Annotated in this window: 26 protein-coding genes, 1 tRNA gene and 1 pseudogene; 16 read left to right on the top strand and 12 right to left on the bottom strand. The window is 70.5% G+C overall.

Annotated features, from left to right (window positions below; genetic code table 11):
• Nucleotides 1–488: pseudogene (locus QSK39_RS33820) on the top strand (glycosyltransferase); the annotation flags it as partial.
• A gap of 54 nt (nucleotides 489–542) precedes the next feature.
• On the opposite strand, the gene QSK39_RS33825 reads toward QSK39_RS33820, so the two are convergent.
• Complete coding sequence (locus QSK39_RS33825; protein ID WP_285481947.1) at nucleotides 543–788, bottom strand: hypothetical protein; 246 nt, start codon at nucleotides 786–788, stop codon at nucleotides 543–545.
• A 106-nt stretch (nucleotides 789–894) separates the two neighbouring features.
• On the opposite strand from QSK39_RS33825, the gene QSK39_RS33830 reads away from it, so the two are divergent.
• The 4 genes from QSK39_RS33830 to QSK39_RS33845 all read left to right on the top strand — a co-directional run bounded on the left by QSK39_RS33830 (nucleotide 895) and on the right by QSK39_RS33845 (nucleotide 4,320).
• Nucleotides 895–1,662 carry an ESX secretion-associated protein EspG gene (locus QSK39_RS33830; RefSeq protein WP_285481948.1) on the top strand — a complete coding sequence of 256 codons (768 nt, stop codon included), beginning with the start codon at nucleotides 895–897 and terminating at the stop codon, nucleotides 1,660–1,662.
• A 124-nt stretch (nucleotides 1,663–1,786) separates the two neighbouring features.
• A complete protein-coding gene (locus QSK39_RS33835; protein ID WP_285481949.1) occupies nucleotides 1,787–2,227 on the top strand; it encodes a hypothetical protein in 441 nt (146 codons plus the stop codon).
• 10 nt (nucleotides 2,228–2,237) lie between these two features.
• Nucleotides 2,238–2,819 (top strand): DUF3558 family protein, encoded by a 582-nt coding sequence (locus QSK39_RS33840; RefSeq protein WP_285481950.1) that lies wholly within the window; start codon nucleotides 2,238–2,240, stop codon nucleotides 2,817–2,819.
• 10 nt (nucleotides 2,820–2,829) lie between these two features.
• Complete coding sequence (locus tag QSK39_RS33845; RefSeq protein WP_285481951.1) at nucleotides 2,830–4,320, top strand: hypothetical protein; 1,491 nt, start codon at nucleotides 2,830–2,832, stop codon at nucleotides 4,318–4,320.
• Between the two features lie 49 nt (nucleotides 4,321–4,369).
• On the opposite strand, the gene glfT1 is transcribed toward QSK39_RS33845, so the two are convergent.
• Genes glfT1 through wzm form a run of 3 tightly spaced genes read right to left on the bottom strand, consistent with a single transcriptional unit; the run spans nucleotide 4,370 to nucleotide 7,047 of the window.
• The gene (glfT1, locus tag QSK39_RS33850; protein ID WP_285481952.1) at nucleotides 4,370–5,278 is read right to left on the bottom strand and encodes a galactofuranosyltransferase GlfT1; all 909 of its coding nucleotides are present in this window, start codon (nucleotides 5,276–5,278) and stop codon (nucleotides 4,370–4,372) included.
• Nucleotides 5,278–6,093 carry a galactan export ABC transporter ATP-binding subunit Wzt/RfbE gene (wzt, locus tag QSK39_RS33855; RefSeq protein WP_285481953.1) on the bottom strand — a complete coding sequence of 272 codons (816 nt, stop codon included), beginning with the start codon at nucleotides 6,091–6,093 and terminating at the stop codon, nucleotides 5,278–5,280. Before wzt ends, glfT1 begins: the two co-directional genes overlap by 1 nt.
• A 3-nt stretch (nucleotides 6,094–6,096) precedes the next feature.
• Nucleotides 6,097–7,047 (bottom strand): galactan export ABC transporter permease subunit Wzm/RfbD, encoded by a 951-nt coding sequence (gene wzm / locus QSK39_RS33860; protein ID WP_285481954.1) that lies wholly within the window; start codon nucleotides 7,045–7,047, stop codon nucleotides 6,097–6,099.
• Nucleotides 7,048–7,191: 144 nt separating this feature from the next.
• On the opposite strand from wzm, the gene QSK39_RS33865 reads away from it, so the two are divergent.
• The 4 genes from QSK39_RS33865 to pseI are packed head-to-tail and all read left to right on the top strand — an operon-like array spanning nucleotide 7,192 to nucleotide 9,814.
• On the top strand, nucleotides 7,192–7,818 hold the full coding sequence (locus QSK39_RS33865; protein WP_285482829.1) for a glycosyltransferase family 29 protein: 627 nt from the start codon (nucleotides 7,192–7,194) through the stop codon (nucleotides 7,816–7,818).
• A gap of 31 nt (nucleotides 7,819–7,849) precedes the next feature.
• Nucleotides 7,850–8,284, top strand: a complete 435-nt coding sequence (locus QSK39_RS33870) for a hypothetical protein (protein ID WP_285481955.1) — start codon at nucleotides 7,850–7,852, stop codon at nucleotides 8,282–8,284.
• A gap of 1 nt (nucleotide 8,285) precedes the next feature.
• Complete coding sequence (locus QSK39_RS33875; protein ID WP_285481956.1) at nucleotides 8,286–8,738, top strand: GNAT family N-acetyltransferase; 453 nt, start codon at nucleotides 8,286–8,288, stop codon at nucleotides 8,736–8,738.
• A 26-nt stretch (nucleotides 8,739–8,764) separates the two neighbouring features.
• On the top strand, nucleotides 8,765–9,814 hold the full coding sequence (gene pseI, locus QSK39_RS33880) for a pseudaminic acid synthase (RefSeq protein WP_285481957.1): 1,050 nt from the start codon (nucleotides 8,765–8,767) through the stop codon (nucleotides 9,812–9,814).
• Here pseI and pseC read toward each other — a convergent pair.
• Both pseC and pseB read right to left on the bottom strand, forming a co-directional pair.
• Nucleotides 9,811–10,980 (bottom strand): UDP-4-amino-4,6-dideoxy-N-acetyl-beta-L-altrosamine transaminase, encoded by a 1,170-nt coding sequence (gene pseC, locus QSK39_RS33885; protein ID WP_285481958.1) that lies wholly within the window; start codon nucleotides 10,978–10,980, stop codon nucleotides 9,811–9,813. The genes pseI and pseC overlap by 4 nt on opposite strands.
• On the bottom strand, nucleotides 10,973–11,956 hold the full coding sequence (gene pseB / locus QSK39_RS33890) for a UDP-N-acetylglucosamine 4,6-dehydratase (inverting) (protein ID WP_284744456.1): 984 nt from the start codon (nucleotides 11,954–11,956) through the stop codon (nucleotides 10,973–10,975). The genes pseC and pseB overlap by 8 nt, the downstream gene beginning before the upstream one ends.
• A 41-nt stretch (nucleotides 11,957–11,997) precedes the next feature.
• Between pseB and QSK39_RS33895 the strand changes: the two genes are divergently transcribed.
• From QSK39_RS33895 to QSK39_RS33905, 3 genes are read left to right on the top strand one after another with little or no spacing between them, the layout of a single operon-like run.
• A complete protein-coding gene (locus QSK39_RS33895; protein ID WP_285481959.1) occupies nucleotides 11,998–12,744 on the top strand; it encodes a cytidylyltransferase domain-containing protein in 747 nt (248 codons plus the stop codon).
• Nucleotides 12,741–13,718 (top strand): spore coat protein, encoded by a 978-nt coding sequence (locus QSK39_RS33900; RefSeq protein WP_285481960.1) that lies wholly within the window; start codon nucleotides 12,741–12,743, stop codon nucleotides 13,716–13,718. Before QSK39_RS33895 ends, QSK39_RS33900 begins: the two co-directional genes overlap by 4 nt.
• 3 nt (nucleotides 13,719–13,721) lie before the next feature.
• Nucleotides 13,722–14,858: an epoxide hydrolase family protein gene (locus QSK39_RS33905; RefSeq protein WP_285481961.1), complete on the top strand. Its 1,137-nt coding sequence runs from the start codon at nucleotides 13,722–13,724 to the stop codon at nucleotides 14,856–14,858.
• Nucleotides 14,859–14,916: 58 nt separating this feature from the next.
• On the opposite strand, the gene QSK39_RS33910 is transcribed toward QSK39_RS33905, so the two are convergent.
• Entirely contained in the window at nucleotides 14,917–15,474 is a 558-nt protein-coding gene (locus QSK39_RS33910; RefSeq protein WP_285481962.1) for a bacterial proteasome activator family protein, read from the bottom strand.
• Nucleotides 15,475–15,608: 134 nt separating this feature from the next.
• On the opposite strand from QSK39_RS33910, the gene QSK39_RS33915 reads away from it, so the two are divergent.
• On the top strand, nucleotides 15,609–16,808 hold the full coding sequence (locus QSK39_RS33915) for a cysteine desulfurase-like protein (protein WP_284744461.1): 1,200 nt from the start codon (nucleotides 15,609–15,611) through the stop codon (nucleotides 16,806–16,808).
• Here QSK39_RS33915 and QSK39_RS33920 read toward each other — a convergent pair.
• The gene (locus QSK39_RS33920; protein WP_285481963.1) at nucleotides 16,805–17,782 is read right to left on the bottom strand and encodes an NAD(P)H-quinone oxidoreductase; all 978 of its coding nucleotides are present in this window, start codon (nucleotides 17,780–17,782) and stop codon (nucleotides 16,805–16,807) included. The genes QSK39_RS33915 and QSK39_RS33920 overlap by 4 nt on opposite strands.
• Nucleotides 17,783–17,864: 82 nt before the next feature.
• On the opposite strand from QSK39_RS33920, the gene QSK39_RS33925 reads away from it, so the two are divergent.
• Nucleotides 17,865–19,406: a M28 family metallopeptidase gene (locus QSK39_RS33925; protein WP_285481964.1), complete on the top strand. Its 1,542-nt coding sequence runs from the start codon at nucleotides 17,865–17,867 to the stop codon at nucleotides 19,404–19,406.
• 51 nt (nucleotides 19,407–19,457) lie between these two features.
• On the opposite strand, the gene ypfJ is transcribed toward QSK39_RS33925, so the two are convergent.
• A complete protein-coding gene (gene ypfJ, locus QSK39_RS33930; RefSeq protein ID WP_285481965.1) occupies nucleotides 19,458–20,384 on the bottom strand; it encodes a KPN_02809 family neutral zinc metallopeptidase in 927 nt (308 codons plus the stop codon).
• A gap of 541 nt (nucleotides 20,385–20,925) precedes the next feature.
• Here ypfJ and QSK39_RS33935 point away from each other — a divergent pair.
• Nucleotides 20,926–21,399 (top strand): MarR family winged helix-turn-helix transcriptional regulator, encoded by a 474-nt coding sequence (locus QSK39_RS33935; RefSeq protein WP_285481966.1) that lies wholly within the window; start codon nucleotides 20,926–20,928, stop codon nucleotides 21,397–21,399.
• Between the two features lie 35 nt (nucleotides 21,400–21,434).
• Here QSK39_RS33935 and QSK39_RS33940 read toward each other — a convergent pair.
• Nucleotides 21,435–21,521 (bottom strand) — tRNA-Ser (locus tag QSK39_RS33940).
• A 66-nt stretch (nucleotides 21,522–21,587) separates the two neighbouring features.
• Between QSK39_RS33940 and QSK39_RS33945 the strand changes: the two genes are divergently transcribed.
• A complete protein-coding gene (locus QSK39_RS33945) occupies nucleotides 21,588–22,001 on the top strand; it encodes a hypothetical protein (RefSeq protein WP_285481967.1) in 414 nt (137 codons plus the stop codon).
• On the opposite strand, the gene QSK39_RS33950 is transcribed toward QSK39_RS33945, so the two are convergent.
• Nucleotides 21,982–22,821: a patatin-like phospholipase family protein gene (locus tag QSK39_RS33950; protein WP_285481968.1), complete on the bottom strand. Its 840-nt coding sequence runs from the start codon at nucleotides 22,819–22,821 to the stop codon at nucleotides 21,982–21,984. The genes QSK39_RS33945 and QSK39_RS33950 overlap by 20 nt on opposite strands.
• 32 nt (nucleotides 22,822–22,853) lie before the next feature.
• Complete coding sequence (locus QSK39_RS33955) at nucleotides 22,854–23,135, bottom strand: DUF2277 domain-containing protein (RefSeq protein ID WP_285481969.1); 282 nt, start codon at nucleotides 23,133–23,135, stop codon at nucleotides 22,854–22,856.
• Between the last annotated feature and the right edge of the window lie 46 nt (nucleotides 23,136–23,181).

A 23,181-nucleotide genomic window follows, 5' to 3' on the forward strand; every position in this document is an offset into this window, starting at 1 on the left:
AGGACTTCCTCGAAGGGCCGGAGGTGCTGCGTGACGGTGGTGTGGAGGCGATGAAGGAGATCCGCCGGATCCGCGACCAGTACCCGGAGACCAAGCGCCACAAGGCCACCGACGTCCCGGGCATCGCGTCCAACGACATCGGCATCATCAACAGCGCGCCGCGGCCCAGCATGCAGCGCTTGGTGCTGATCAAGCGCGTGCTCGACCGGGTCCTCGGCCGCAGCCGCTTCGGGCTCGGCGCGGTGCCGATCGACGAGGCGAACTGGTGGCACATCGCCCTGTTCGACACGGCGGTCGTGACGGACGCGAACCAGGAAGGCGTCCGCGTCCGCTCGTACGACAAGGTCAAGATGTTCGACCTGGCCAAGCGCGGCGCGAAGGTGGTCCAGCGGCTGCGCAAGGAAGGCGCGGCGGTGCAGGAGCAGTACAAGCGCGCCATGCCGGAGCTCACCTCGCGCGAGAACTGGCAGCGCCTGTACAAGCTCTGACGACAGGCTCGACGAAGGCCGTCTCACGCTCGCCGTGAGGCGGCCTTCGCTTTGTCAGCCGTGCATGCCGAACACCGTGGTCTTGCGGGTGAGGTCGTCGACGTACGCGGCGGCCACGTGGGCGAAGTTGATCGCGACCTCCGAGTGGTCCTTGGTGGTCACCGTTTCGACGGCGCCGGTCCGCACGAGCTGGGCGAGCTTGCCCGCCAGCTCGGCGGATCCTTCGGCCTTCAGTGCGAACAGAAGCGGTTCCCCGCCGGTGGCGAGGTGCAGCACGAGTGCGGGTTTCGGGTCGGCCATGCGTCCATCGGACCAGCGGCGATCTCGCTCGGGCAAGCGGGTTCGCCGAGAGCGGATGGACTACCGTTTCCCCAAGTCCGGAAGAACCCGCGGGGGGATGGAAGCGATGCCGCACTCGTTCTCGCTGTCACTGGCAGCGGTGGACATCCTGCTGGAGCACCTGGGATTCGGCCGCGCGCCGACGCCGTTCGAGGTCCCGCACGTCGGCACGACCGTCGAGCAGCGCGCGATGATCCGCGACGCCGTCGTCCGCGACCTGTCCGGCCGCGGGATGTGGAGCCGCGGCCGCCTCGACGCGGACGCCGAGCTGGCGCTGGCCACGTTCGTCCGCGGGAGCGTGGTGATCAACGCGGCCGCCGAGCTGGGCGACCGGCACCTCTTCGCGCGCGTCGCGTCCGACGGCCAGTTCGCGGTGCTCGCCCGCCAGGAGGAGAACCTCATCGTCTTCGAGGAGGTCCGCCCGACGGGCATCGTCCCGGCGATCGTCGACCTCCTCCCGCTGACCCCGGCGGCACCCGGCCAGTCGGTCACCATCGCCCGCCCGGCCGAGCAGCCCCGCCACCAGCGCCGCGACGACGCGTACGACCCGTTCGCGGGCGTGAGCGGCCCGCGCTCGCAGAGCAGCAGCGGCGGCGGCCCCCAGCTCCGCATGATCGAGCGCGTGTTCCAGGAGCCGAAGAAGCGGGTGGGCCAGTTCACGGCCCAGACCCGCGGCGGCGCGTTCCCGCCCCTGGCCTGGTTCGACACCCCGTCCGGCCGCTGGCTGATGTCCTCGCGAGCAGCCGCGGACGGCCAGCGCTGGGTGACCTACGCCCCGGCCGACAACGCCCGCCTGGCCCAGCAGCTGTACGCGCAGCTCGAAGGCCAGTTCTGAGGGAACCACTCAGCGCGCCCCCGCGTCACAGGTGAAGATCGGTGAACGGCGGTGGCGCAGGGTGCCCGGCTAGTAGACTTCCGGGTGCAGACGGTCAGGCGAAGTGATTCGGGGTGGAACAGCGATGCTGATTGCTGACGGCGGCGGCGGCTCGATGTCGGACATCGTCAACCCGCTTTCTTCCGCCGGGATGAGCGCGGCGGTCCAGAGCGTCACTGCGGAGACGCAGAAGCTGGTCGACGCGGCCAAGGGCGGCGGCTTCAAGATCACGCCGGAGGGCGTCAAGCCGATCCGGGACGCGCTGACCGAGCTGGTCACCGACCTCGGGGCCCTCCAGTACCAAAGCTCCATGCTCGATCAGGCCCCGCAGCTCGGTGACCACCCGTACGCGCACACCGTCGCGAAGCACGACCAGAAGAGTGCCTCGGAATCCGAAGGTTCGGCGACCGCGGTCCTGGAGCAGCTCAAGCAGGTCGCGAAGCAGGCCGACGAAGCGCTCGCCCGGGCCGCGGGCCTCTACAAGGAAACCGAGAGCCAGGCTTTCTCCGCGCTCCAGACCAAATAGGCCTGAGGTAATGACCAAACTTCTCATTCGCGTCGTTCTTCCGCTCGTCGCCGGCGGGGCACTGCTGGCCGGGTGCACCAGCACCCAAGGGGGGACGGCGTCGCCGGCGCAGTCGCCGTCGGCCAGCGAGTCCGGCGCCCCGGAGACTTCTTCGTCGTCCGCGGGCGGCGGTGGAACGCAGTCGATCACGGACCCCTGCTCGCTCCTCGAGATGAGCGACCTGAGCAGCTACGGCGAGTTCATGGAACCGCGCAAGCAGACGCTCGGTGGCGCCCGGTCCTGCAGTTACCAGCAGAAGATCGCCTCGGCCAGTGATGACCAGAAGGTGATCGGCGCGAACATCCGCGACACCGCGTCGGTCGCGCAGGTGAACGACACGGGCGGCGGAGTGGTCGACAAGGACATCAACGGCCGGCAGGCAAAAGAGGCGTCCGGCGGCGCATCCGTCCCGGGGTGCACGCTCGCCCTGCCGGTGGGCGATTCGTCGAGGGTGGACGTCGCGGTGCTCGGCGCCGACTCGGCGGACCAGGCTTGCCAAATCGCCGAAGCGGTGGCCAAGGCCGCCGTCGAACCGCGGCTGCCGAAGGGATAGGGGAACCCAGATGACGACGCGACAGGGACCGCCGCCGAAGACCCCGGACAAGACGCCGCAAGAAGTGCAGGACATGGCGCCGGCCGAGCGTGATGCCTACCTGCAGCAGAAGGCCGACGAAGGTGTCGACCCGGGCAACTGGCTCTTCGGGCCGTTGCAGCAGTGGATGGCCCAGCAGAAGGCCAAGAACCAGTCCCAGGAGCTCGGCGACAAGAACGTCGCGGACGCCACCAAGGGCCGTGACGTCGAGTACGTCCAGGGCCTGAACGCGTCGAACGCCGACTACAAGGGCACCGACCACGCGCAGCTCCAGGCGTACCTCAACAGCAACCTGAACGTCGACCAGGTCTCCGAGGTTTCGACCGCTTACCACGAAGTGCACAAGACGTTCGACAAGTTCGCCACGTCGATGAACACCGCGGTCAACGCCTCCAAGGGCACCTGGGAAGGCACCGCGGCGACCAACGCGCAGCAGTACTTCACCAGCCTCGGTACGTGGTCCGACGCGAACTCGCAGAACGCGAAGCTCGCCTCCGAAACCATCTACGACCAGGGCCAAGCCGCCTCCACGGCCAAGAACTCCATGCCGGCCCCCATCCCGTTCTCCTGGGGTGACGAGTTCAAGTCCTGGGCGACGTCGAACCCGTTCAGCCTGCCGGACAACGTCGACAAGTCCATCCAGAAGCAGAAGGACAGCCAGGCGGCACACGACCAGGCCGCGGGCGTCATGTCGACCTACGACAAGAACCTCTACGAAGCCGCGTCGAAGCAGCCCGCCTTCGCGCCGCCGCCCAGCTTCAGCACCGGTGGCGGCACCGGGGATCCCAACGGTGGCGACGACAAGGGCGGCATCAACACCCCGTCCGGGGTGAACACGCCGGGCTCCGGCTCGGTGAACACCCCGGGCGGTGGCAGCAACAACTTCACCACCGGGAACATCCCCGGCACCACCGGCACGCCGCACTTCTCGGGCCCGGGCTCGACGACCGGCGCGGGCCTCATCCCGGCCGGCACCACCACGCCGTCCGGCTTCACGCCGGGGTCGATCCCCGGTGGGTCGGCGCCGAACCCGAACCAGTCGTTCGGTGGCATGCCGCCGATGAGCCCGATGCCGATGGGCGGCGGCATGAACTTCGGCGGCGACGAGGCCTACAACTCCAAGGTCGGCGGCGGCGCCGGCCGCGGGGGCGGCGGTGGCTTCGGCCCCGGTGGCTCGGGCGGCGCCGGCAGCTCGACGGGCGCGGGTTCGGCCTCGGGTGCGGCCCGGCCGGGTGGCATCGGCGCGGCGGAAGCGGCCGCCGGACGCGGGATGGGCGGCCTGGGCTCGGGCAGCGGCGCGGCCGGCCGTGGCGGCATGGGTGGCGGCGGCCTGGGCCGCGGCCAGAAGGGCGAGGGTGACGAGGACACCGAGCACTCGCGCCCGACGTACCTGGTCGAGGGCGACCCCGACGAGGTCTTCGGCACCGACCTGCGCACCGCCCCGCCGGTCATCGGCGAATAACGGCAAACGGAAAGGGCCCCCGCCGCGGCGGGGGCCCTTTCTCGTGAACTCAGTAGCGGTAGAACTTCTCCGCGCGGCCCTGCCGCACCAGCTTCAGCCACTGCAGGAACGCCTTCGGATCCCGCTTCACGCCCACGAAGTACAGTCCGAACCGGACGATCTCCAGCGCGCCGATCTTGCGCATTCCCGGCTGGGACAACAGGTATCCGCGGTTGCGGTACGTGTAGTACCGCTTGACCTCGTTCTCCGGGTCCTGCGCGTGGAACTTGCCACCGAGCATGGGCTTGAACTCGTCCGAGCCGTCCGGGTGCAGGTACTTCGTCTTCAGCGACGTGCCGAACGGCAGCCCCGAACGCACCAGCCGGCGGTGCAGCTCGACCTCGTCGCCGCGGAAGAACAGGCGCAGGTCCGGCACGCCGACGACGTCCAAAGTGGACGCGCGGAACAGCGCGCCGTTCATCAGGGACGCGATGCCGGGCAGGAAGTCCACGCCCAGCTCGGACTGCGACCGCTTCCACGTCAGACCGCGGCGGAGCGGGAACGCCAGCTTCTCCGGGGCGTCGATGTTGGACACCACCGGCGAAATCTCCGCCAGGTTCCGCTTTTCCGCCTCCGCCAGCAGGATCGCGAGCACGTTCTCGTCGGCCGGGCGCCCGTCGTCGTCGGCCAGCCAGACCCAGTCCGCGCCCAGCGACAGCGCGTGCAGCATGCCCAGCGCGAACCCGCCCGCGCCACCGAGGTTGCGGTGCGAAGGCAGGTACGTGTGCGGCAGCGGGTAGTTCTCGACGACCTCACGGGCCGAGTCGTCCGGCCCGTTGTCCACCACGACCAGGTGGTCGACCGGCCGCGTCTGCGCCGCGATGATTTTCAGCGAGTCCGAGAGCAGCTCCCGCCGGTGCCGCGTGACGACCACGCCGACGACCGCGCCGTCGGGCAGCTGCCGGGTCTCGCTGGTCATCATTCCCCGCCGTTCGTCGTCGCCACCGGCTCGATGCCGAAGCGCTCCAGAGTTTCCTTGCTCATGTTCTCGAAGGGGTCGCGCCCCTTGTACGAAGTGAGGACGTCCCGCAGCGAACCCTGTTGCTTGACGTGACCCTCGTCCATCCAGAGGGCCGAGTCGCACAGCTCGAACAGGAACTCGTCCGAGTGGCTGGCGAACACCAGGATGCCCGAGCGCTTGACCAGGTCCTTGAGGCGGTCGCGCGCCTTGTTGAGGAACGCCGCGTCGACCGCGCCGATGCCTTCGTCGAGGATCAGGATCTCCGGGTCGATCGACGTGACGACGCCCAGCGCGAGCCGCACGCGCATGCCCGTGGAGTACGTGCGCAGCGGCATCTGCAGGTAGTCGCCGAGCTCGGTGAACTCCGCGATGTCGTCGACCCGCTTCTCCATCTCCTTGGCCGTCATGCCGAGGAAGAGGCCGCGGATGATGATGTTCTCGACGCCGGAGATCTCCGGGTCCATGCCGATGCCGAGGTCGAAGACCGGCGCGATCTTGCCCTGGATCCGCGAGGACCCGCGAGTCGGCTCGTAGATGCCGGCCAGCAGCCGCAGCAGCGTCGACTTGCCGGCGCCGTTGTGCCCGACCAGGCCGACGCGGTCGCCTTCACGCAGGTTGAGGGTCACGTCGTGCAGGGCTTCGATGATCGGCACCTTGGTGTCGGTGCCGATCTTGCCGCCGACCTTGCCGAGGACCTTCTTCTTCATCGAGCGCGTCTTCGCGTCGAAGATCGGGAAGTCGACGAACGCGTTGTGAACGTCAATGGAAACCATGTGTCACACCCAATAGGAGACGCGGGCACGGTAGTTGCGCATCGCGACGAGCGCGAGCGCCCACCCGACGACGGTGATGGCGCCGACCACGATCCAGTTCTCCACGGAGAACTCCTGGCCGAGCAACGGCGCGCGGACCACCTGCATGAAGTGGTAGAGCGGGTTCGCCTTGACGATCGGCAGGATCCACGAAACGCCTTCCCGGGACCCGCCGCTCATCAGCTGGTCCACCGGCCAGACGATCGGCGTGCCGTAGAACAGCAGCTGGATCAGCGAGTTGACGACCTGCGGGATGTCGCGGAAGCGGGTCGAGATGATGCCGAACAGCAGCGTCACCCAGCCGGCGTTGAGCGCCAGCAGGAAGAACCCGGGGATGGCCAGCAGGATGTTCCAGCTGAGGCCGGGGTGGCAGATGTGGTCGGGGATGCACAGGCCGTCGCCCAGCAGCGAGTACTGCTTGCTGAGGGCGCCGAAGAAGATCGCCAGCACCGCCACGTAGACGATCATGTTGTGGGCCAGCATCAGCGTCTGCCGCCAGACCGTGCGCAGCATGTAGACGCTGAGCGGCGCCGGGAGCTGCTTGATCAGCCCCTCGTTCGTTATGAACGTCTCCATGCCTTCGGACAGGCAGCCGCTGATGAAGCCCCAGATGATGAAGCCGGTGGAGATGTAGGGCAGGAAGACCTCGACCGGCAGCTTGAACAGCTGCGAGTAGAGCAGCCCGAGCCCGATCGCGAGGACCGCCTGGCTGATGGTGATCCAGAACGGCCCGATCACCGAGCGGCGGTACCGCTGCTTGATGTCCTGCCAGCCGAGGTGACCCCACAGCTCGCGGGCGGAGAAACCGGCCTTGATGTCGGCGAAGGCACGCGCGAACGTCTTGCTGTCCGACGTCGGGGGCGCCGACGCCGCTACGGGTGAGTTCGCGGCCTGAACCGTGCTGGTGGCATGCACGTGGACGAGGGTACCGATGGGATGAGCGGCGTCCGGGCCACCCCGCCCGTGTGGTAGAGGTTAGGGACCGCTACGCGGTGGGGCGGGTCCTGCGTGCTGGTACTTTCTCGGCTTATGACTGCTGCTCTCGGCGCGGCGAGCTTGATGGTCAACCTGCTCGCGGCGTACGCCGACCGGCCGGAGCCCCGTTCCGTGGCCGTCGTCGGAAACCAGCCGCTCCCACCCGACCCCCAGCGGGCGAAGGCGGTCGACGCGTGCGATCTCGTGATCCGCGTCAACGGCTTCGTCGTCGACAAGCCGGGCGAGGAGGTCGTCGGCTCCCGGACGCACGTCGTGGTGTTCAACCGGGCGATCCGGGCCACCCCGTACGTCTTCCAGGACTACCGGAAGCGGCTCTACCTGCTGGTCGAGCCCGGGCGGATGCACTGGGAGCCGGAGGACGTGCCGGGCTGGTGGCCCGCCGACCTCGGCGCCGTCCCGGTGTCGAACCGCGAGGTCGTGCTGCCGCTGTCGGACGCGCTGGGCCTGCCGACGCGCGACGAGCCGACGTGGTCGACCACCGGCACGCTGGCGGCCTGGATCGCGCGGACGTCGTTCCCGACCGCCCAGCTCGTGCTCACCGGGTTCTCGTTCATCGACAACCCGGACCAGACGTCGTGGGAGCACGCCGCGGGCGACTCCTGCATCGTCGGCCCGGAGCACCAGATCGCCGCCGAAGGGCGGCTGCTGGACTCCTGGACCAAGACCGGTGACACCACCCTCCTGCGCTAGCCGCGCGTCCCCACCCACGTAAGGACCACCCATGGCAATGCAGAAGCTCGGCAGAGGCCTCGTCGGCCGGATCGCCCGGCTCATCGACTTCCGGGTCGACGACCGCACGCGCGGCCTGGCCGAGCGCGTCAACAACCTCGAGCACGCCACCGCCGACCACCGGCGCCGGCTGGACAACGCCGAGCACAACCTCGAGCAGGCCCGCGGCGACCTGCGCTGGGCCCGCGCCGAGCTCGACCGCCTGATCCCGCACGTGGCCGCGCAGGAAGGCCGCCTGGAGACGCTGCGCGAGTCGCTGTCGCTGGTCCCGAACACCGACAGCGCCCAGACCGCCGAGGCCCGCACGCTGATCGAGGAGATCCAGCGCCAGCACGCCCAGATCCGCGTCCGGCTGGCCGGCATCTCCCGCTACGAGGACCGGCTCCGGCGCCTCGAGGACCGGGCCGAGCAGCCCGTCGCGCCGTAGCTTGCACGCCCGGGAGGCCACCGAAGCGGACGCCGAGCTGCTGCTGGGCTGGCGCAACGACCCGCGGACGCGGCAGTCGTCGCGGTCGACGGCGGTGGTCTCCCTGGCCGAGCACCTCGCGTGGCTGCGCGGGGTGCTGGCGGACCCCGAACGGCTGCTCCTCGTCGTGGACCACGAGGACGTGCCGGCGGGCACCGTCCGGTTCGACCGCCGGGACGGCGACGGCTGGGAGATCAGCATCACCCTCGCGCCGGAGCAGCGCGGCCGTGGCCTCTCCGGCGCGGTGCTCGCCGAGGGGGAGCGGGTGGCGCGGGAACGGCTCGGCGTGCGGGTCGTGCTGGCCGCCGTCCACCAGGACAACGCCGCTTCGGCGAAGCTGTTCGACCACGCCGGCTACGCCGAAGCCGCGCCTGCCGTCAACGGCTTCCGGCAGCTGCGCAAGACTCTGAGCTGACCCGCAGTCCACCCCGGGGAGGCACCATGCACGACATCCGGTTCGGCGCGCACCTGATCGGTCCGGGCCACGCGCCGTTCGTCATCGCCGAGATGTCCGGCAACCACAACGGCGACCTCGACCGGGCGCTGCAGATCATCGACGCCATCGCCGAAACCGGCGCGCAGGCGGTCAAGCTGCAGACCTACCGCCCCGACACGATCACCATCGACGTCGACACCCCGGCGTTCCGGATCGGGGAAACCCACGAGCTGTGGGGCGGGGAAAACCTGTACAAACTGTACGAAAAGGCGCACACGCCCTGGGACTGGCACGAGCCGCTCTTCGAACGCGCCCGTGCTCGCGGGCTGGAAATCTTCTCCAGCCCGTTCGACCCGACCGCGGTCGAGCTGCTGGAGTCGCTCGGCGCGCCGGCGTACAAGATCGCGTCGTCGGAGATCGTCGACCTGCCGCTGGTCGAGCTGTGCGCTCGCACCGGCAAGCCGCTGGTCATCTCGACCGGCATGGCGAACGTCGCGGAGATCGACGCCGCCGTGCGCACGGCGCGTGAAGCGGGCAACGACCAGCTGATCGTGCTCGGCTGCACGGCGAGCTACCCGGCTTCGCCGTCCGAGAGCAACCTGCGCGGGCTGCCGCTGCTGGCCGGCCTGACGCAGACGCTGGTGGGCCTGTCGGACCACACCCCGGGCATCGGGGCGCCGGTCGCGGCCGTCGCGCTGGGCGCGGTGGCCATCGAGAAGCACGTGACGCTGGCTCGCGCGGACGGCGGCGTCGACTCGGAGTTCTCGCTGGAGCCGTCGGAGCTGGCCGCCCTGGTCACCGAGACGCACCGGGCGTGGGAAGCGCTGGGGCAGCCGGTGCTGGGGCCGCGGGAGAGCGAGAAGGAGGGCCTGCGGCTGCGCCGGTCCCTCTACGTCGTCGAGGACGTTCGCGCGGGCGACGAGGTCACCGCGGCGAACGTCCGGTCGATCCGGCCCGCCGGCGGCCTGGCCCCGGCGGAGATCACCAAGGTCGTGGGGCGCACCTTCCGCGTCGACGCCGCGAAGGGCACGCCCCTGACCTGGGACCTGATCTAGAAGAACGCGCGCACGGCGTCGACGACGCGGTCGACGTCGGCGTCCGCCAGCGACGGGAACAGCGGCAGCGAGAGCTCCTGCTCGTAGTACGCCTCGGCGTTCGGGCAGAGCCCGCGCCGGTAGCCGAGGTCCTCGAACACGGGGTGCCAGTACGCCGGGATGTAGTTGACCTGGACGCCGATGCCGACGCCGCGCAGGTGCTCGAACAGCGCCTTCCGGCGGCCTTCGAGGACCCGCAGCGGGTAGAGGTGCCACACCGGGTCGGCACCCGGGCGGCTCGGCGGGGTCGCGACGCCGTCGAGGTCGGCCAGCGCCGTGGTGTACCGCTCGTGGATCTCGGCGCGGCGCTTCTTGAACTCCGCGAGCCGGGTGAGCTGGCTGCTGCCGAGTGCGCAGAGGACGTCCGGCAGGCGGTAGTTCAGGCCGAACTCGTGCACCTCCTGGTGCCAGCCGCCCTCGTCCGGGTAGCGCTGCTCGGCGCGGTCGCGGACCAGGCCGTGGTTCCGGAACTTCCGCGCGCGGTCCAGGAGGTTCTCATCGGGCGTGACGACAGCGCCGCCTTCGGCCGTCGTGAGGTTCTTCGTCGGGAAGAACGAGAACGTCGTCAGGTCGGCGATCGAGCCCACCGCGCGGCCCTGCCAGGAGCCGCCGACGGAGTGCGCCGCGTCCTCCAGGAGCAGCGCGCCCGCCTTGTGCGCGATTTCGCCGAGCGCGTCCAGCTCGGCCGGGTGCCCGGCGTAGTCGACGGCCGCGACGACCTTCGTCCGCTCGGTCACCGCGGCTTTCGCTGCTTCGACCGAAAGGTTTCCGGTGTCCGCTTCGACGTCGGCGAAGACCACCTTGGCGCCGTGGAGGGCGGCGGCCGCGGCGGTGGCGACGAACGTCATCGGCGAGGCGACGACCTCGTCACCCGGCTTGATCCCGGCGGCCGCGTAGGCGACGTGCAGGGCGGCCGTGCCCGAGGTGACGGCCACCGCGGGCGTCCCGCCGGTGTGCGCCGCGAGGTCGGTCTCGAACTGCTGGACCGCGGGCCCGGTGGTCAGCCAGTCGCCGCGCAGGACGTCGACGACGGCCTGGATGTCCTCTTCGCTGATGGACTGGCGGCCGTAGGGGAGGAAGCCCGCCGACGCACTCTTTCCCGCGGAGGCGGCATCAGACTCAGGCATGCTGCTCGACCAGTTCGCGCAGCTCCTCGCCGTTCAGCCAGAGGTCGTTGGTGTCCGAGCGGTAGGCGAAGCCCTCCGGCATCGGCGTGCCGTCCGCCGGCGGCTGGAAGCCCCAGCCGGCGAGGTGCGGCTGCACGACGTAGCGGTCCTTGAGCTGGACCGTCCGGCGCGCGTCGTCGGGGGCGATCATCTCCTCGTGCAGCTTCTCGCCCGGGCGGATGCCGACCTCGTGCATCTCGCTGCCCGGCGCGATCGCCTGGGCCAGGTCGACCAGCCGCATGCTCGGGATCCGCGGCACGTACAGCTCGCCGCCGTGCATCTGGTCGAACGAGTCGACGACGAACCGCACGGCCTGCGGGAGCGTGATCCAGAACCGGGTCATGTCCTTGTGCGTGATCGGCAGCGACTCGCCCTGCCCGGCCAGCTTGCGGAAGAACGGGATGACGCTGCCCCGCGAGCCCATCACGTTGCCGTAGCGCACCACGGAGAACCGCGTCACGTGGGCGGCCGCGTAGTGGTTGCCGCTGATGAACATCCGGTCGGCGCACAGCTTGGTGGCGCCGTAGAGGTTGATCGGGCTGGACGCCTTGTCCGTCGACAGCGCGACGACCTTCTTGACGCCGGTGTCGATCGCGGCCTCGATCACGTTCTGCGAGCCCATGACGTTGGTCTGGACGAACTCGAACGGGTTGTACTCGCCGGTGTCGACCTGCTTGAGCGCGGCGGCGTGCACGACGTAGTCGACGCCCTGCATGGCGCGTTCGAGCCGGCGCCGGTCGCGGATGTCGCCGATGAACCAGCGCAAGCGCGGGTCGTCGTTGAACAGCTGCCGGGCTTCGTACTGCTTGAGCTCGTCGCGGGAGAGCACGACCAGCCGGCTCGGGTTCAGTTCGGCGAGCGCGTGCGCGATGAACGCCTTGCCGAAGGAACCGGTCCCGCCGGTGAGCAGGATGCTGGAGCCATCCAGCTCGGACATCGTTGACCTCCGCGTTTCGGTGACTGTGGCCGTCGGCCATCATGTCACCCATGCGTGCTGCGCCCGTGGTCAACGCCGTCATCCAGGCCCGCTCGTCGTCGACCAGGCTCCCCGGCAAGGTGCTGCGCCCGCTCGCCGGCCGCAGCGTGCTGGGCTGGGTCGTCCGGGCCGCGGCGGCCGCATCCGGCGTCGACCAGGTGGTCGTCGCGACGTCTTCGGACGCTTCGGACGACGACGTCGCGCTCGAGGCGGCCCGGTGCGGCGCCGCGGTGGTCCGGGGCCCGCTCGACGACGTCCTCGACCGCTTCGGGCGGGCGCTGGCCGAGCACCCCGCCGACGCCGTGATCAGGCTCACCGCCGACTGCCCGCTGCTGGACCCGGCGCTGATCGGCCAGCTCGCGACGCTGTGGCGGGCCCAGCCGTCGCTGGACTACGTGAGCACCACGCTGGTCCGGACGCTGCCGCGCGGCTTCGACGCCGAGCTGGTGCGGGCCGAGGTGCTTCTCGAGCAGGTCTCGACGGCGGCCGGCGCGCATCGCGAGCACGTCACGTCGGGCATCTACGCGGACCCTTCGCGCTATTCGTGCACGGGGATCGTGGTGAGCCCGGCGGCCGACGACCTGCGGGTGACGTTGGACACCGCGGAGGACTGGGAGCTGCTTTCCGCCGTGGTGGGCGAACTCGGCGACGGCGTCGGCGACTGGCGGGCGGTGGTCGCGCTGCTGCGCTCGCGGCCGGAGCTGGCGGCGCTGAACGCGCACGTCGAGCAGAAGAAGGTCGGTTCGTGAAGCTGCTCCTGCGCGCGGACGCGTCGGCGTCGATCGGCGCCGGGCACGTCGCGCGGATGGTTGCCTACGCCGAGCGGGCGGTGGCGCGGGGCTTTCCGGTCGCGTTCGCGGGCCGCGTCGACAACGCGGAGTGGCTCGCTTCCCGCTTCGACGAGCTGGGCGTCTCGCGCGTGCCTTTCGACGCTTCCGGGTTCGACGCGGTGGTCGTCGACCACTACGGCCTCGGTGACCTGCGCGCGGAGGTCAACGCGGCGGGCGCGCTGCTCGTCTCGATCGAGGACGACGTGTTCGGGCGCCGGCCCGCGGACATCGTCGTGGATTCCGGCTTCGCGCCTTCACTGCGGCCCGACGACGGCTCGGACGTCGTGCTGCGGGGGATCGAGTACGCACCGCTCCGGGACGTCGTGCGGGGTACGCGCCGGGCGCCGTCCGGGCCGCCGCCGCACGTCACGGTGGCCCTCGGCGGCGGCGACCAGTGGGCGCCGACGGTCGGGTTGCTGCTTCACGCTCTTCGCGACACTGAACTGCCCTTCGCGGCGGACGTGCTGGTGCGCGGCGAACCGCCGTTGCCGGACTTGCGGCCGGACCAGTCGATCCGGGTCGCGGCGCCGAGTCCCGCGCTGCTGGACCTGTTCGCGACGACGGACGTCGCGGTGAGCGCGGCCGGGGTGACGTTCGTGGAGCTGTGCTGCCTCGGCGTCCCGACGGCGGCGGTGCAGTTGGTGGACAACCAGGAACCCGGCTACCGGGCCGCGGTGGAGCTCGGCCTGGCGGCGGGGCTGGGGGCCGCTTCGACCCTCGCCGGACGCCTGCCCGAGGTGACGGGCGTCTTGCGCTCGCTGCTGTCCGACCCGGCTCTCCGGCAGCGGCTGTCGGCGACGGCGTCGTCCACTGTGGATGGTCGCGGGGTGGATCGGGTGCTGGATCAGGTGGAATCGAGGACCGGATCTGTCCGCGGTGCTTCCTATCGTTGAGGCATGACGATCACTCCGTTCCGCATCGACGTCCCGCAGGCCGCCCTCGACGATCTCCGCGCACGCCTGGCGAACACGCGCTGGCCCGACCAGCCCGCCGACGCCGGCTGGCGGCTCGGGGCGCCCGTCGACTACGTGCGTGAGCTGGCCGAATACTGGCGCTCGGGCTTCGACTGGCGGGCGCAGGAGGAGCGCATCAACGGCTTCCCGCAGTTCACGACGACGATCGACGGCACGAAGGTGCACTTCCTGCACGTGGTCTCCCCGGAGCCGTCCGCGACGCCGGTGCTGCTGACGCACGGCTGGCCGGGCTCGATCGTCGAGTTCCTGGACGTGATCGGGCCCCTGACGGACCCGCGCGCGTACGGCGGCGACCCCGCTTCGGCGCTGACGGTGGTGGTGCCCTCGATCCCGGGTTACGGGTTCTCCGGCCCGACGCCGACGCCGGACTGGGGCCCGGACCGCATCGCGCGCGCGTTCGCCACGCTGATGACGGACTTGGGCTACGAGCGGTTCGGAGCCCACGGCGGCGACTGGGGCGCGATCATCTCGCGCGAGCTGGCGGTCCAGTTCCCGTCGCGGGTGCTGGGGATCCACGTGACGATGCTGGCCTCGGCGGTGGCGCGGACTCCGGCGGACCTCGAGGGCCTGCCGGACCAGGAGCTCGGCCGGCGTTCCCTGGAGAAGGGCCAGGCGTTCTCGGCTTCGGGAACGGGCTACGCGATCATCCAGGCGACCAAGCCGCAAACGCTTGCGTACGGCCTGCACGACTCCCCGGCGGGGCAGCTGGCCTGGATCGCGGAGAAGTTCCGCTCGTTCTCGAACACTTCGGCGGACCTGATCGACCGCGACGACCTCTTGGCGGACGTGTCGATCTACTGGTTCACGGAGACGGCCAACTCGTCAGCGCGGTTGTACGCGGCGTTGACCGGAGGCTGGGGGGCACCGCCGGCGTCGAACGTGGTCCCGACGGGCGTGGCGGTCTTCCCGGACGACATCGGCCTGCCGATCCGGACGCTGGCGGAGCGAACGGACAAGATCGTCCACTGGACGGAGTTCCCGCGAGGTGGCCACTTCCCGGCACTGGAGGAACCGGACGCCCTGATCGGCGACATCCGGACGTTCTTCAACACCCTGTAGTTGTCCACAGGGGTTGTCCACAATCCCTTCGGTCTGTGGACAACCCCGTGGCCAACCGTCAGAGGTACTGACCCGTCCCCGAAATCCCGCCAGGCCCGTGGCCCTCATGCCCGTGGCCGGCCGCCGAAGGACCCGCCGGCAACCCGCGTCGCATCTGCTCCAGCTGGACCCGGGCCGCCATCTGCTGGGCGAACAGCGCCGTCTGGATTCCGCTGAACAACCCCTCCAGCCACCCGACCAGCTGAGCCTGCGCGATCCGCAGCTCCGCGTCCGACGGCGTCGAGTCGTCCGTGAACGGCCGCACGAGCCGCTCCAGCTCCTCCTGGAGCTCCGGTGCCAGCGAAGCCGCCAGCTCCTTCACCGAGGTCTGGTGGATCTCGCGCACCCGCGTGCGGGACGCGTCGTCCAGCGGAGCCGCGCGGACCTCCTCCAGGAGCTGCTTGATCATCGTGCCGATGCGCATCACCTTGGCCGGCTCTTCGATGAGCTCGCCCATCGCTTCGGCTTGCTCCGCACCCTCGAGAGGGGAGCCGTCCTGTCCGACTACCACCACGTGGGGTGAAGATTCCTGGCCGGGGTCACCCGCTGTGAAGTTCGGCTCGGTCATGTGCTCCATCCTGGCTCGCGTTCAACACGCTCCGCGACACCTGCGGGGTGTTCGTCTCCGAGCGTAGCGGCTATCGGGGTTCGCGGTGGCTCTCCACCCAACCCCGGACGCACGGCGAAACCGCACGTCCGTACGGTGTCCACATGGCGTTCGACGTCGCTCGTATCCGTGGGCTCTTTCCCGCGCTGGGTGACGGCTGGATTCACTTCGACGGCGCCGCCGGAATGCTGGTCCCGGAACAGGTCGCTTCGGCCGTTTCGACGGCGATGCGCGCCCCGGTGTCGGGGCCGGGTGGAGCGTTTCCGGCCTCACAACGCGCGGAAAGCATCGTGACCGCGGCCCGCCGGGCCGTGGCCGACCTGGTCGGGGCCGACCCGGCCGCCGTCGTGCTCGGGCCCAGCTCGCCGGTGATGCTGCGCCGCCTCTGCGACGCGCTCGCCGAGCGCTGGACCATCGGCGACGAAGTCGTCGTCTCGAGGCTCGACGAACAAGCCAACCTCGCGCCGTGGCAGCGTGCCGCCAAGCGCGTCGGCGCGGTCGTGCGCTGGGGCGAGATCGACATTGAAACGTGTGAACTGCCCGCGTGGCAGTACGAGCAGCTCGTGTCGGCGCGCACGAAGGCCGTCGCGGTCACGCTCGCGTCCGGGTCCGTCGGCACGCGGCCGGACGTCCCGACGATCATCGAGTTCGCCAAGCGGGTCGGCGCGCTCGTCGTCGTCGACGCGACTTATGCCGCGCCGTTCCTGCCGCTGGACATCAACGCCCTCGGCGCCGACGTCATGGTCGTCTCGGCGCAGGCCTGGGGCGGCCCTTCGGTGGGGGCGCTCGTCTTCCGCGACCCCGAGCTGATCGAGCGGATCGCGTCGGTCTCGCTCGACCCGATGGCGCGCGGCGCTGCCCGCCTCGAGCTCGGCCCGCACGCCTACCCGCTGCTGGCCGGGCTGATCGCGTCGATCGACTACCTCGCCGGCCTCGACGACGCCGCGTCCGGATCGCGCCGCGAGCGCCTGGTCACCTCGCTCGGCTCGGCGAAGTCGTACCACGCCGGCCTGCTCGCGCAGCTGTCGACGGAACTGCTGTCGCTGCGGCACATCATGGTCATCGGCAACGCCATGCGCCGCATCCCCGCGCTCGCGTTCGCGGTCGCCGGCAAGAAAGCCCCCGAGGTCGCCGAGTACCTGGCTTCGCAGGGGTTGTGCGCCTTCGCCGACGACGGCGCGGCCGGCGTCTTCGCGTCACTCGGCGTCGGAGAAGTGGGCGGCGCCGTGCGGATCGGGCTCGCCCACTACTCCAACGTCTTCGAGATCAACCAGCTCGTGCGCGTGCTGGAAGAACTCCGCTAGGACTTCGCCGCCAGCAGGATCTTGCCGAACACGCTGCCCTCTTCCAGAGCGCGGTGCGCGGTCGAAGCCTCGGCCATCGGCACGACCTGGCCGATCACCGGCTTGACGAGACCCTCGGAAACCAGCGGCCACAGCCGTTCGCGGACGTCGGCGACGATCGCCGCCTTCTGGTCCAGCGGCCGGAAACGCAGGCCCGCCGCGAACACCGACGCCCGCTTGCCGAGCAGCGCGCCGACGTTCAGTTCGCCGTTCACCCCGCCCTGCATGCCGATGATGACGAGCCGGCCGTCCTGGCGCAGCGCGTCGACGTTGCGGCCCAGGTAGGACGCGCCCATGTTGTCGAGGATGACGTCCGCGCCGCCGAACTCCTTCTTGACGACCTCGACGAAGTCCTTCTCCTTGTAGTTGATCGCCAGGTCGGCGCCGAGCTGGCGGCAGCGGTCGAGCCGGTCTTCCGAACCCGCGGTGACGACGACGTACGCGCCCAGTGCCTTGCCGACCTGGATCGCGTGCGTGCCGATGCCGCCGGCGCCGCCGTGGACCAGCAGCACCTCGTCCTCGGCGAGCTTCGCGTGCATCACGACGTTCGCCCACACCGTGCACGCCACCTCGGGCAGCCCGGCCGCGGTGATCAGGTCGAGCTCGGCCGGCACCGGCAGCAGCTGCCCGGCCGGGACGACGGCCTTCTCCGCGTAGCCGCCGCCCGCGAGCAGCGCGCAGACTTCGTCGCCGACGTTCCAGCCTGTGACGCCCTCGCCGAGTTCGGCGATCGTGCCGGAGCACTCCAGGCCGATCGTTTCGCTGGCGCCGGGCGGCGGCGGGTAGTGGCCCTGGCGCTGCAGGAGGTCCGCCCGGTTCACCGCGCTCGCGGCCACGTCCAGCAGCACTTCGCCGGGGCCGGGTCGCGGATCCGCGACCTCCGACCACTCGAGAACGTCCGGGTCACCTGGCTCACGGATGGTGATCGCAAACATGTGTCGACTGTATACCGGCGAACGAAGTTCCCGCCGAATGACGCATTGACGTACTACTCATTCGGAACAAAGGTGAGCAACCATGTCACCCTTCAGAAAGAGATTCCTCCCGCCGATGGCCCTGGCCGCCGGCGCGACGCTGGTGCTCGGCCTGACCCCGGCCGCCGCCGCGACCACGGTCCCCGACGGTCCCGCGCTGGCCAAGCAGCTCGTCAAGAAGGTCGACGTCAACGGCGTCAACCGGCACCTCATCGCCCTGCAGCGCATCGCCGACACCAACGGCGGCACGCGCGCGGCGAGCACCGACGGCCACAAGAAGTCCGCCGAGTACATCGCGACCAAGCTCGAGGCGGCCGGCTTCCAGGTGACCCGCCAGGAGTTCCCGTTCACCTACTCGGAAACCCTGGCCGAGAAGCTGACCGCGGGCGGCCGGAACGTCCCGGTCATCGCGATGGAGTACACCGTCTCGACGCCCGTCGGCGGCATCACCGCGCCGCTCGCCGTGGTCGCGGTCGACGACACCAGTGGCTGCGAGGCCACCGACTACACCGCCGACGTCGCCGGCAAGATCGCGCTGATCAAGCGCGGCGGCTGCTCGTTCGCGCAGAAGCAGGAGACCGCCGCGGCCGCGGGCGCGATCGGCGCCGTCGTCTACAACAACACCGACGGCGACCTGAACGGGACCCTGGGGGACCCGGCCGTCGCGAAGATCCCGACCGGGGGCGTGACCGCGGCCGCGGGTGCGCAGCTGGCCACCCTCGCCGGGCAGCCGGTGACCCTGGAGCTGCGCGCCTTCCAGGAGGCGCGGACCAGCTACAACGTCATCGCCGAGACCAAGACCGGCCGCAAGGACAACGTCGTGATGCTGGGGTCGCACCTCGACAGCGTCCCGGCCGGCCCGGGCATCAACGACAACGGCTCCGGCTCGGCGACCCTGCTCGAGACGGCGCTGCAGCTGGGGAGCAGCCCGAAGGTCAACAACGGCGTCCGCTTCGGCTTCTGGAGCGCGGAGGAGTTCGGCCTGATCGGCTCGACCTACTACGTCGACTCGCTGAGCTTCGAGCAGCAGCTCGACATCGCGCTGTACCTGAACTTCGACATGATCGGCTCGCCGAACGCCGGGTACTTCGCCTACGACGGTGACAACTCCGACGGCGTCGGCGCGGGCCCCGGCCCGTACGGCTCGGCGCAGATCGAGAAGACCTTCGTCGACTACCTGCAGGCCGCGCGCGGGGTGTCCCTCGAGGGCACCGACTTCACCGGGCGTTCGGACTACGGCGAGTTCATCGCCGTCGGCATCCCGGCCGGTGGCCTGGACACCGGCGCCGAGGTCATCAAGACTCCGGCGCAGGCGGCGAAGTGGGGCGGCACGGCCGGCATCGCGTTCGACCCGTGCTACCACCAGGCCTGCGACAACCTGGGCAACATCGACCGGGTCGCGCTGGACCGCAACGCGGACGGCGTCGCCTGGGCCCTTGGCGTCTACGCGACGAGCACCGAGAGCGTCAACGGCGTGAAGCCGGGCAAGAGCAAGACGGCCAAGCAAAAGGCCGCCGACCGCGGTGCCCAGCGGAACTTCTCCGCCCGCGCCGTCGCCGGTGACCCGCACGCGCTGACCGCCTGACGAACGAAGAAGGGGCCGTCCCATGCTTGGGACGGCCCCTTCTGTCGTGTCTCAGCCCAGGTTGTTCGTGCCGAAGGTGTCGCAGCGGGCCGGGTCGCCGGTCTGGAAGCCGGTGGTGAACCACTTCTTGCGCTGCGCGGACGTGCCGTGGGTGAACTTCGAGCGGTCGACCTGGCCGCCGCCGAGGTTCTGCTGGATGTAGTCGTCGCCGATGCGGGACGCGGTGTCCAGTGCGGAGGCGATGTCGTCCTGCGTGACGTCGGTGATCAGCGGCTTGCCGCTCTCGGTCGGCGTCGTCGAGGCGTGGTTGGCCCAGACGCCGGCGTAGCAGTCGGCCTGCAGTTCCAGGCGCACCGAACCGGACGTCGGGCCGGTGCCCGTGCCCTTCTTGGACGTGCCGAGCAGGTTCTGCACGTGGTGCCCGTACTCGTGCGCGAGGACGTACGCCTCGGTGAAGAGGCCGCCCTGCGCGCCGAAGCGGGTCTTCAGCTCGTCGAAGAAGGAGAGGTCGATGTAGACCTCGGAGTCGGCCGGGCAGTAGAACGGCCCGGTGTCGGAGGTGGCGCTGCCGCAGCCGGTGCGCACGCCGCCGTTGAAGAAGTTCGTCGGCGCCTTCCGGTAGGTCGAGCCGGAGCGCGAGAACTGCTGCGTCCAGTAGTCCTGGACGGAGTTGACGATCGCGACGATCGCGCAGTCGTGGTTCTTGTTGGCGTCCGCGCCGGTCTTGCACTCGCTGGACAGCTTCGAGTTGTCGACCTGCTGGCCGGAGCCGACGCTGCCGAGCCCGCCGGTCAGGCCGCTGCCGCCGGTGCTCACCCCGCCGAGCTGGGAGAGCACGAAGTAGATGATCACCCCGACGACGCCGAGTCCGCCACCGCCGAGCGCAACGCGGCCGCCGATCCCGCCGCCGCCTCCACCGCTTCCGCGCAGGTCCTGGACTTCGGAGGCATCCAGGCCGGCATCGTCGTCGAATCTCACCCGCAGATCGTACTGTGCCGTTCGTTACCAAGCCGACCGTACGTAACGAGCCTGGGTGCGGCCGTCGCGCTGGCGGCCACACCCAGGCTCTGTACCGAGGTTGTGTCTTTGGTCGGCGGTTGGCCGCGACCGGGCCGGCGTTCAGGCTCTGTCGTCACGACTGCCGAGGTCGTGACCCGATACAGGCCCGATCGACGCCGTATGCGTGAACGCATGGAAGACCCGCGCTTCGGTGCTGTTCGCAGTCGCGCCCGGCCCGTTCGTGAACCGTTCCGGTCGCGGGGACACAGCAGGCGGTCAACCGCGAGGATCACCCGTCACGCAACCACCTGACCTCTCCCGGCGGGGAGCCGGGCCGGCACGTCATCGTCGCCGCGCCATACCCTGGCCGACCTTCCGCCACAAGCAGAATGCGCCTTTTCCGGCCGAGTCTCAACCTTTTCGTAACCCCACCTTCGGGCGATGTTGCGACGGCATTTTTACCCGCACGCAGTTCGGACTCGGACCGCGCGGTCCCTTGATCAGCGTTCTAGGCTGCCTTATGACCGAGGAGCGGCCTGTGCGTTGGTTGAACGAAGCCGAGATGGCGGCGTGGCGCTCCTACATCGTGGCGACCCTGAAGCTGCGACAGGTGCTCCACCGCGAGCTGGCCGTGCAGCACGACGTGTCGTTGACCGACTACGAAGTGCTCGTGTGCCTGGAGATGCAGGCCGGGCACCGGATGCGGATGTCCGAACTGGCCCTGCTGATGGGATCGACGAAGAGCAGGCTGTCGCACCAGGTCGGCCGGCTCGAAGACGCGGGGCTCGTCCTCCGGGTCCGCGACCCGGAAGACAAGCGCGGGGTCATCACGGAGCTGACCGACGAGGGCCTGGCCCTGCTGGCGAAGGCGGCGCCGACCCACCTGGAAGGGGTGCGAGAGCACCTCATCGACCTGCTGAGCCCCGCGGAGCAGGCGACGATCGCCGCGGCGTTCGACCGGGTCCTGGGCCACCTGTCCGAGGTGGACGGCTGACCCGGGCGCGGCTACTCCGCGCCCGGGGCCTGGAGCGGTAGCGGTGGGATTCGAACCCACGGAGAGGTTGCCCCCTCGCATGTTTTCAAGACATGTTCCTTCGGCCGCTCGGACACGCTACCTCGCTCCACGAGGGTAGCCGACGGCCTCCGAGGCAACCTTCGCCCGGCCTGGGACGTGCTCCGGGCATGGGTGAGGCAGACCGGAAACCGTGGACCGACGGGATCCGCCCCCTGCTGGTGATCTTCGGGGTGCTCGCCGCCGTCTTCGGCGCCGGGAGCGCGATCTCCTACTACTCGGGGTCGGCCACTTCGGCCGGGACCGTGGAGCGGATCACCGGCTGGAGCACGGCGTCCGTCCGCGTCGACGAGCCGGGTGGCAGCCGGGTCCGCGAGGTGCGGATCGCCAACGGCAACACCCGCGAGTACGCCGCCGGCACCCGGATCGGGGTCCGGTACTGGCCGGACGGCGAGCACGTCGCGGTCGACACCGTGCACGAGCCGCCGCTGGTGGCGCTCGTGACGTTCGGCACCGTTCTCCTCGTGATCGGCGGGTTCGCGCTGAAGGCCTGGCTCGGGCGGCTCAGGTCCAGGCGAGCGTGAGGGCCGCGCCCTGGGCTCGCCCCGCTTCCGCCGCCGGGGTCCGGGTCGCCGGGTCCAGCGGGTTCTCGCCGATCGCCGCCACCGAAGCCTCGTCCGGGGTGATCAGGGCGACCTCCGCGCCCGCCGCGCGCAGGTCGTCCAGCACTGCGAGCAGCGGTTTCTCCATCGGCAGCGGTGCGTCCACCCCCAGCGGCGACACCACCGTGACGCGGGTGCAGCCCGTCGCGTAGTCGGCGTTCTCGGCCGAGCGGACGCCGCCGTCCACGTACCGCCTGCCGCCGATCGTCACCGCCGGCCAGACGCCCGGGACCGCGCAGCTGGCCGCCACCGCGTCGACCAGGGACACCCCGGACGCGCGGTCGAAGCGGCGCGGCTCGCCGGTCTCGGCGTCCACCGCCACGATCACCAGGCGCTGCTCCGGCCACTCGTGCACCGGCAGTCGCGCTTCGATCACCACGCGGCGGTCCGCTTCGGGCACCGTTTCGGCCGCCAGCGCGAGCCGGCCCACCGCGCGCCGGATCTCGGCCGGTGACGTCGAGCCGGTGACCGCGCCGCCGAAGTCGGCCGCGAACTTCTCGAAGTCGATCTCGGCCGGGATCTCCGGGGTCTGGCGCGCCGGGTCCGCCTGGCGCGCGAACAGCTCGGGGAGCGGAGTCCCGCTCGTCACCTGCGCCGCGACCACCGAGCCCGCCGACGTCCCGACGAGCAGGTCCGCGCCCGTCAGGTCCTGGCCGCTCTCGGCCAGCCCGGTCAGCAACCCCGTCGTCCACGCGACGCCGGCGACTCCGCCGCCGCCCAGCACCAAGCCCTGTCCGCTCATGCGGCCAGCCTATCGACGGGGTACGACAGTTTTCAGGCCTGCTTCAGCGCCTTGGCCGCGATCCGCGCCTGCACCTCGGGACGGCGCAGCGGCGGGATGGTCGCCGGCGGCTGACGGCGTTCGGGCAGCTGCTCCAGCAGCCGCGTGGTGATCTCCGTGATCTCGGCGACCGCCGCTTCGAACGGCTCGCGCGTGGCGTCCGAAAGCGACTGCACGCCGGTCACCTTGCGGACGTACTGGCGGGCCGCGGCCTCGATCTCCTCGCCCGTCGCGGCCGGCTGGAGCCCTCGGAGGGTGGTGATGTTTCGGCACATGCCGCCCAGGGTACGACGCTTCGGACGCCTCGATCACACGGTCGGG

This window comes from Amycolatopsis sp. NBRC 101858 (assembly GCF_030269325.1).
Classification (GTDB): domain Bacteria; phylum Actinomycetota; class Actinomycetes; order Mycobacteriales; family Pseudonocardiaceae; genus Amycolatopsis; species Amycolatopsis ponsaeliensis.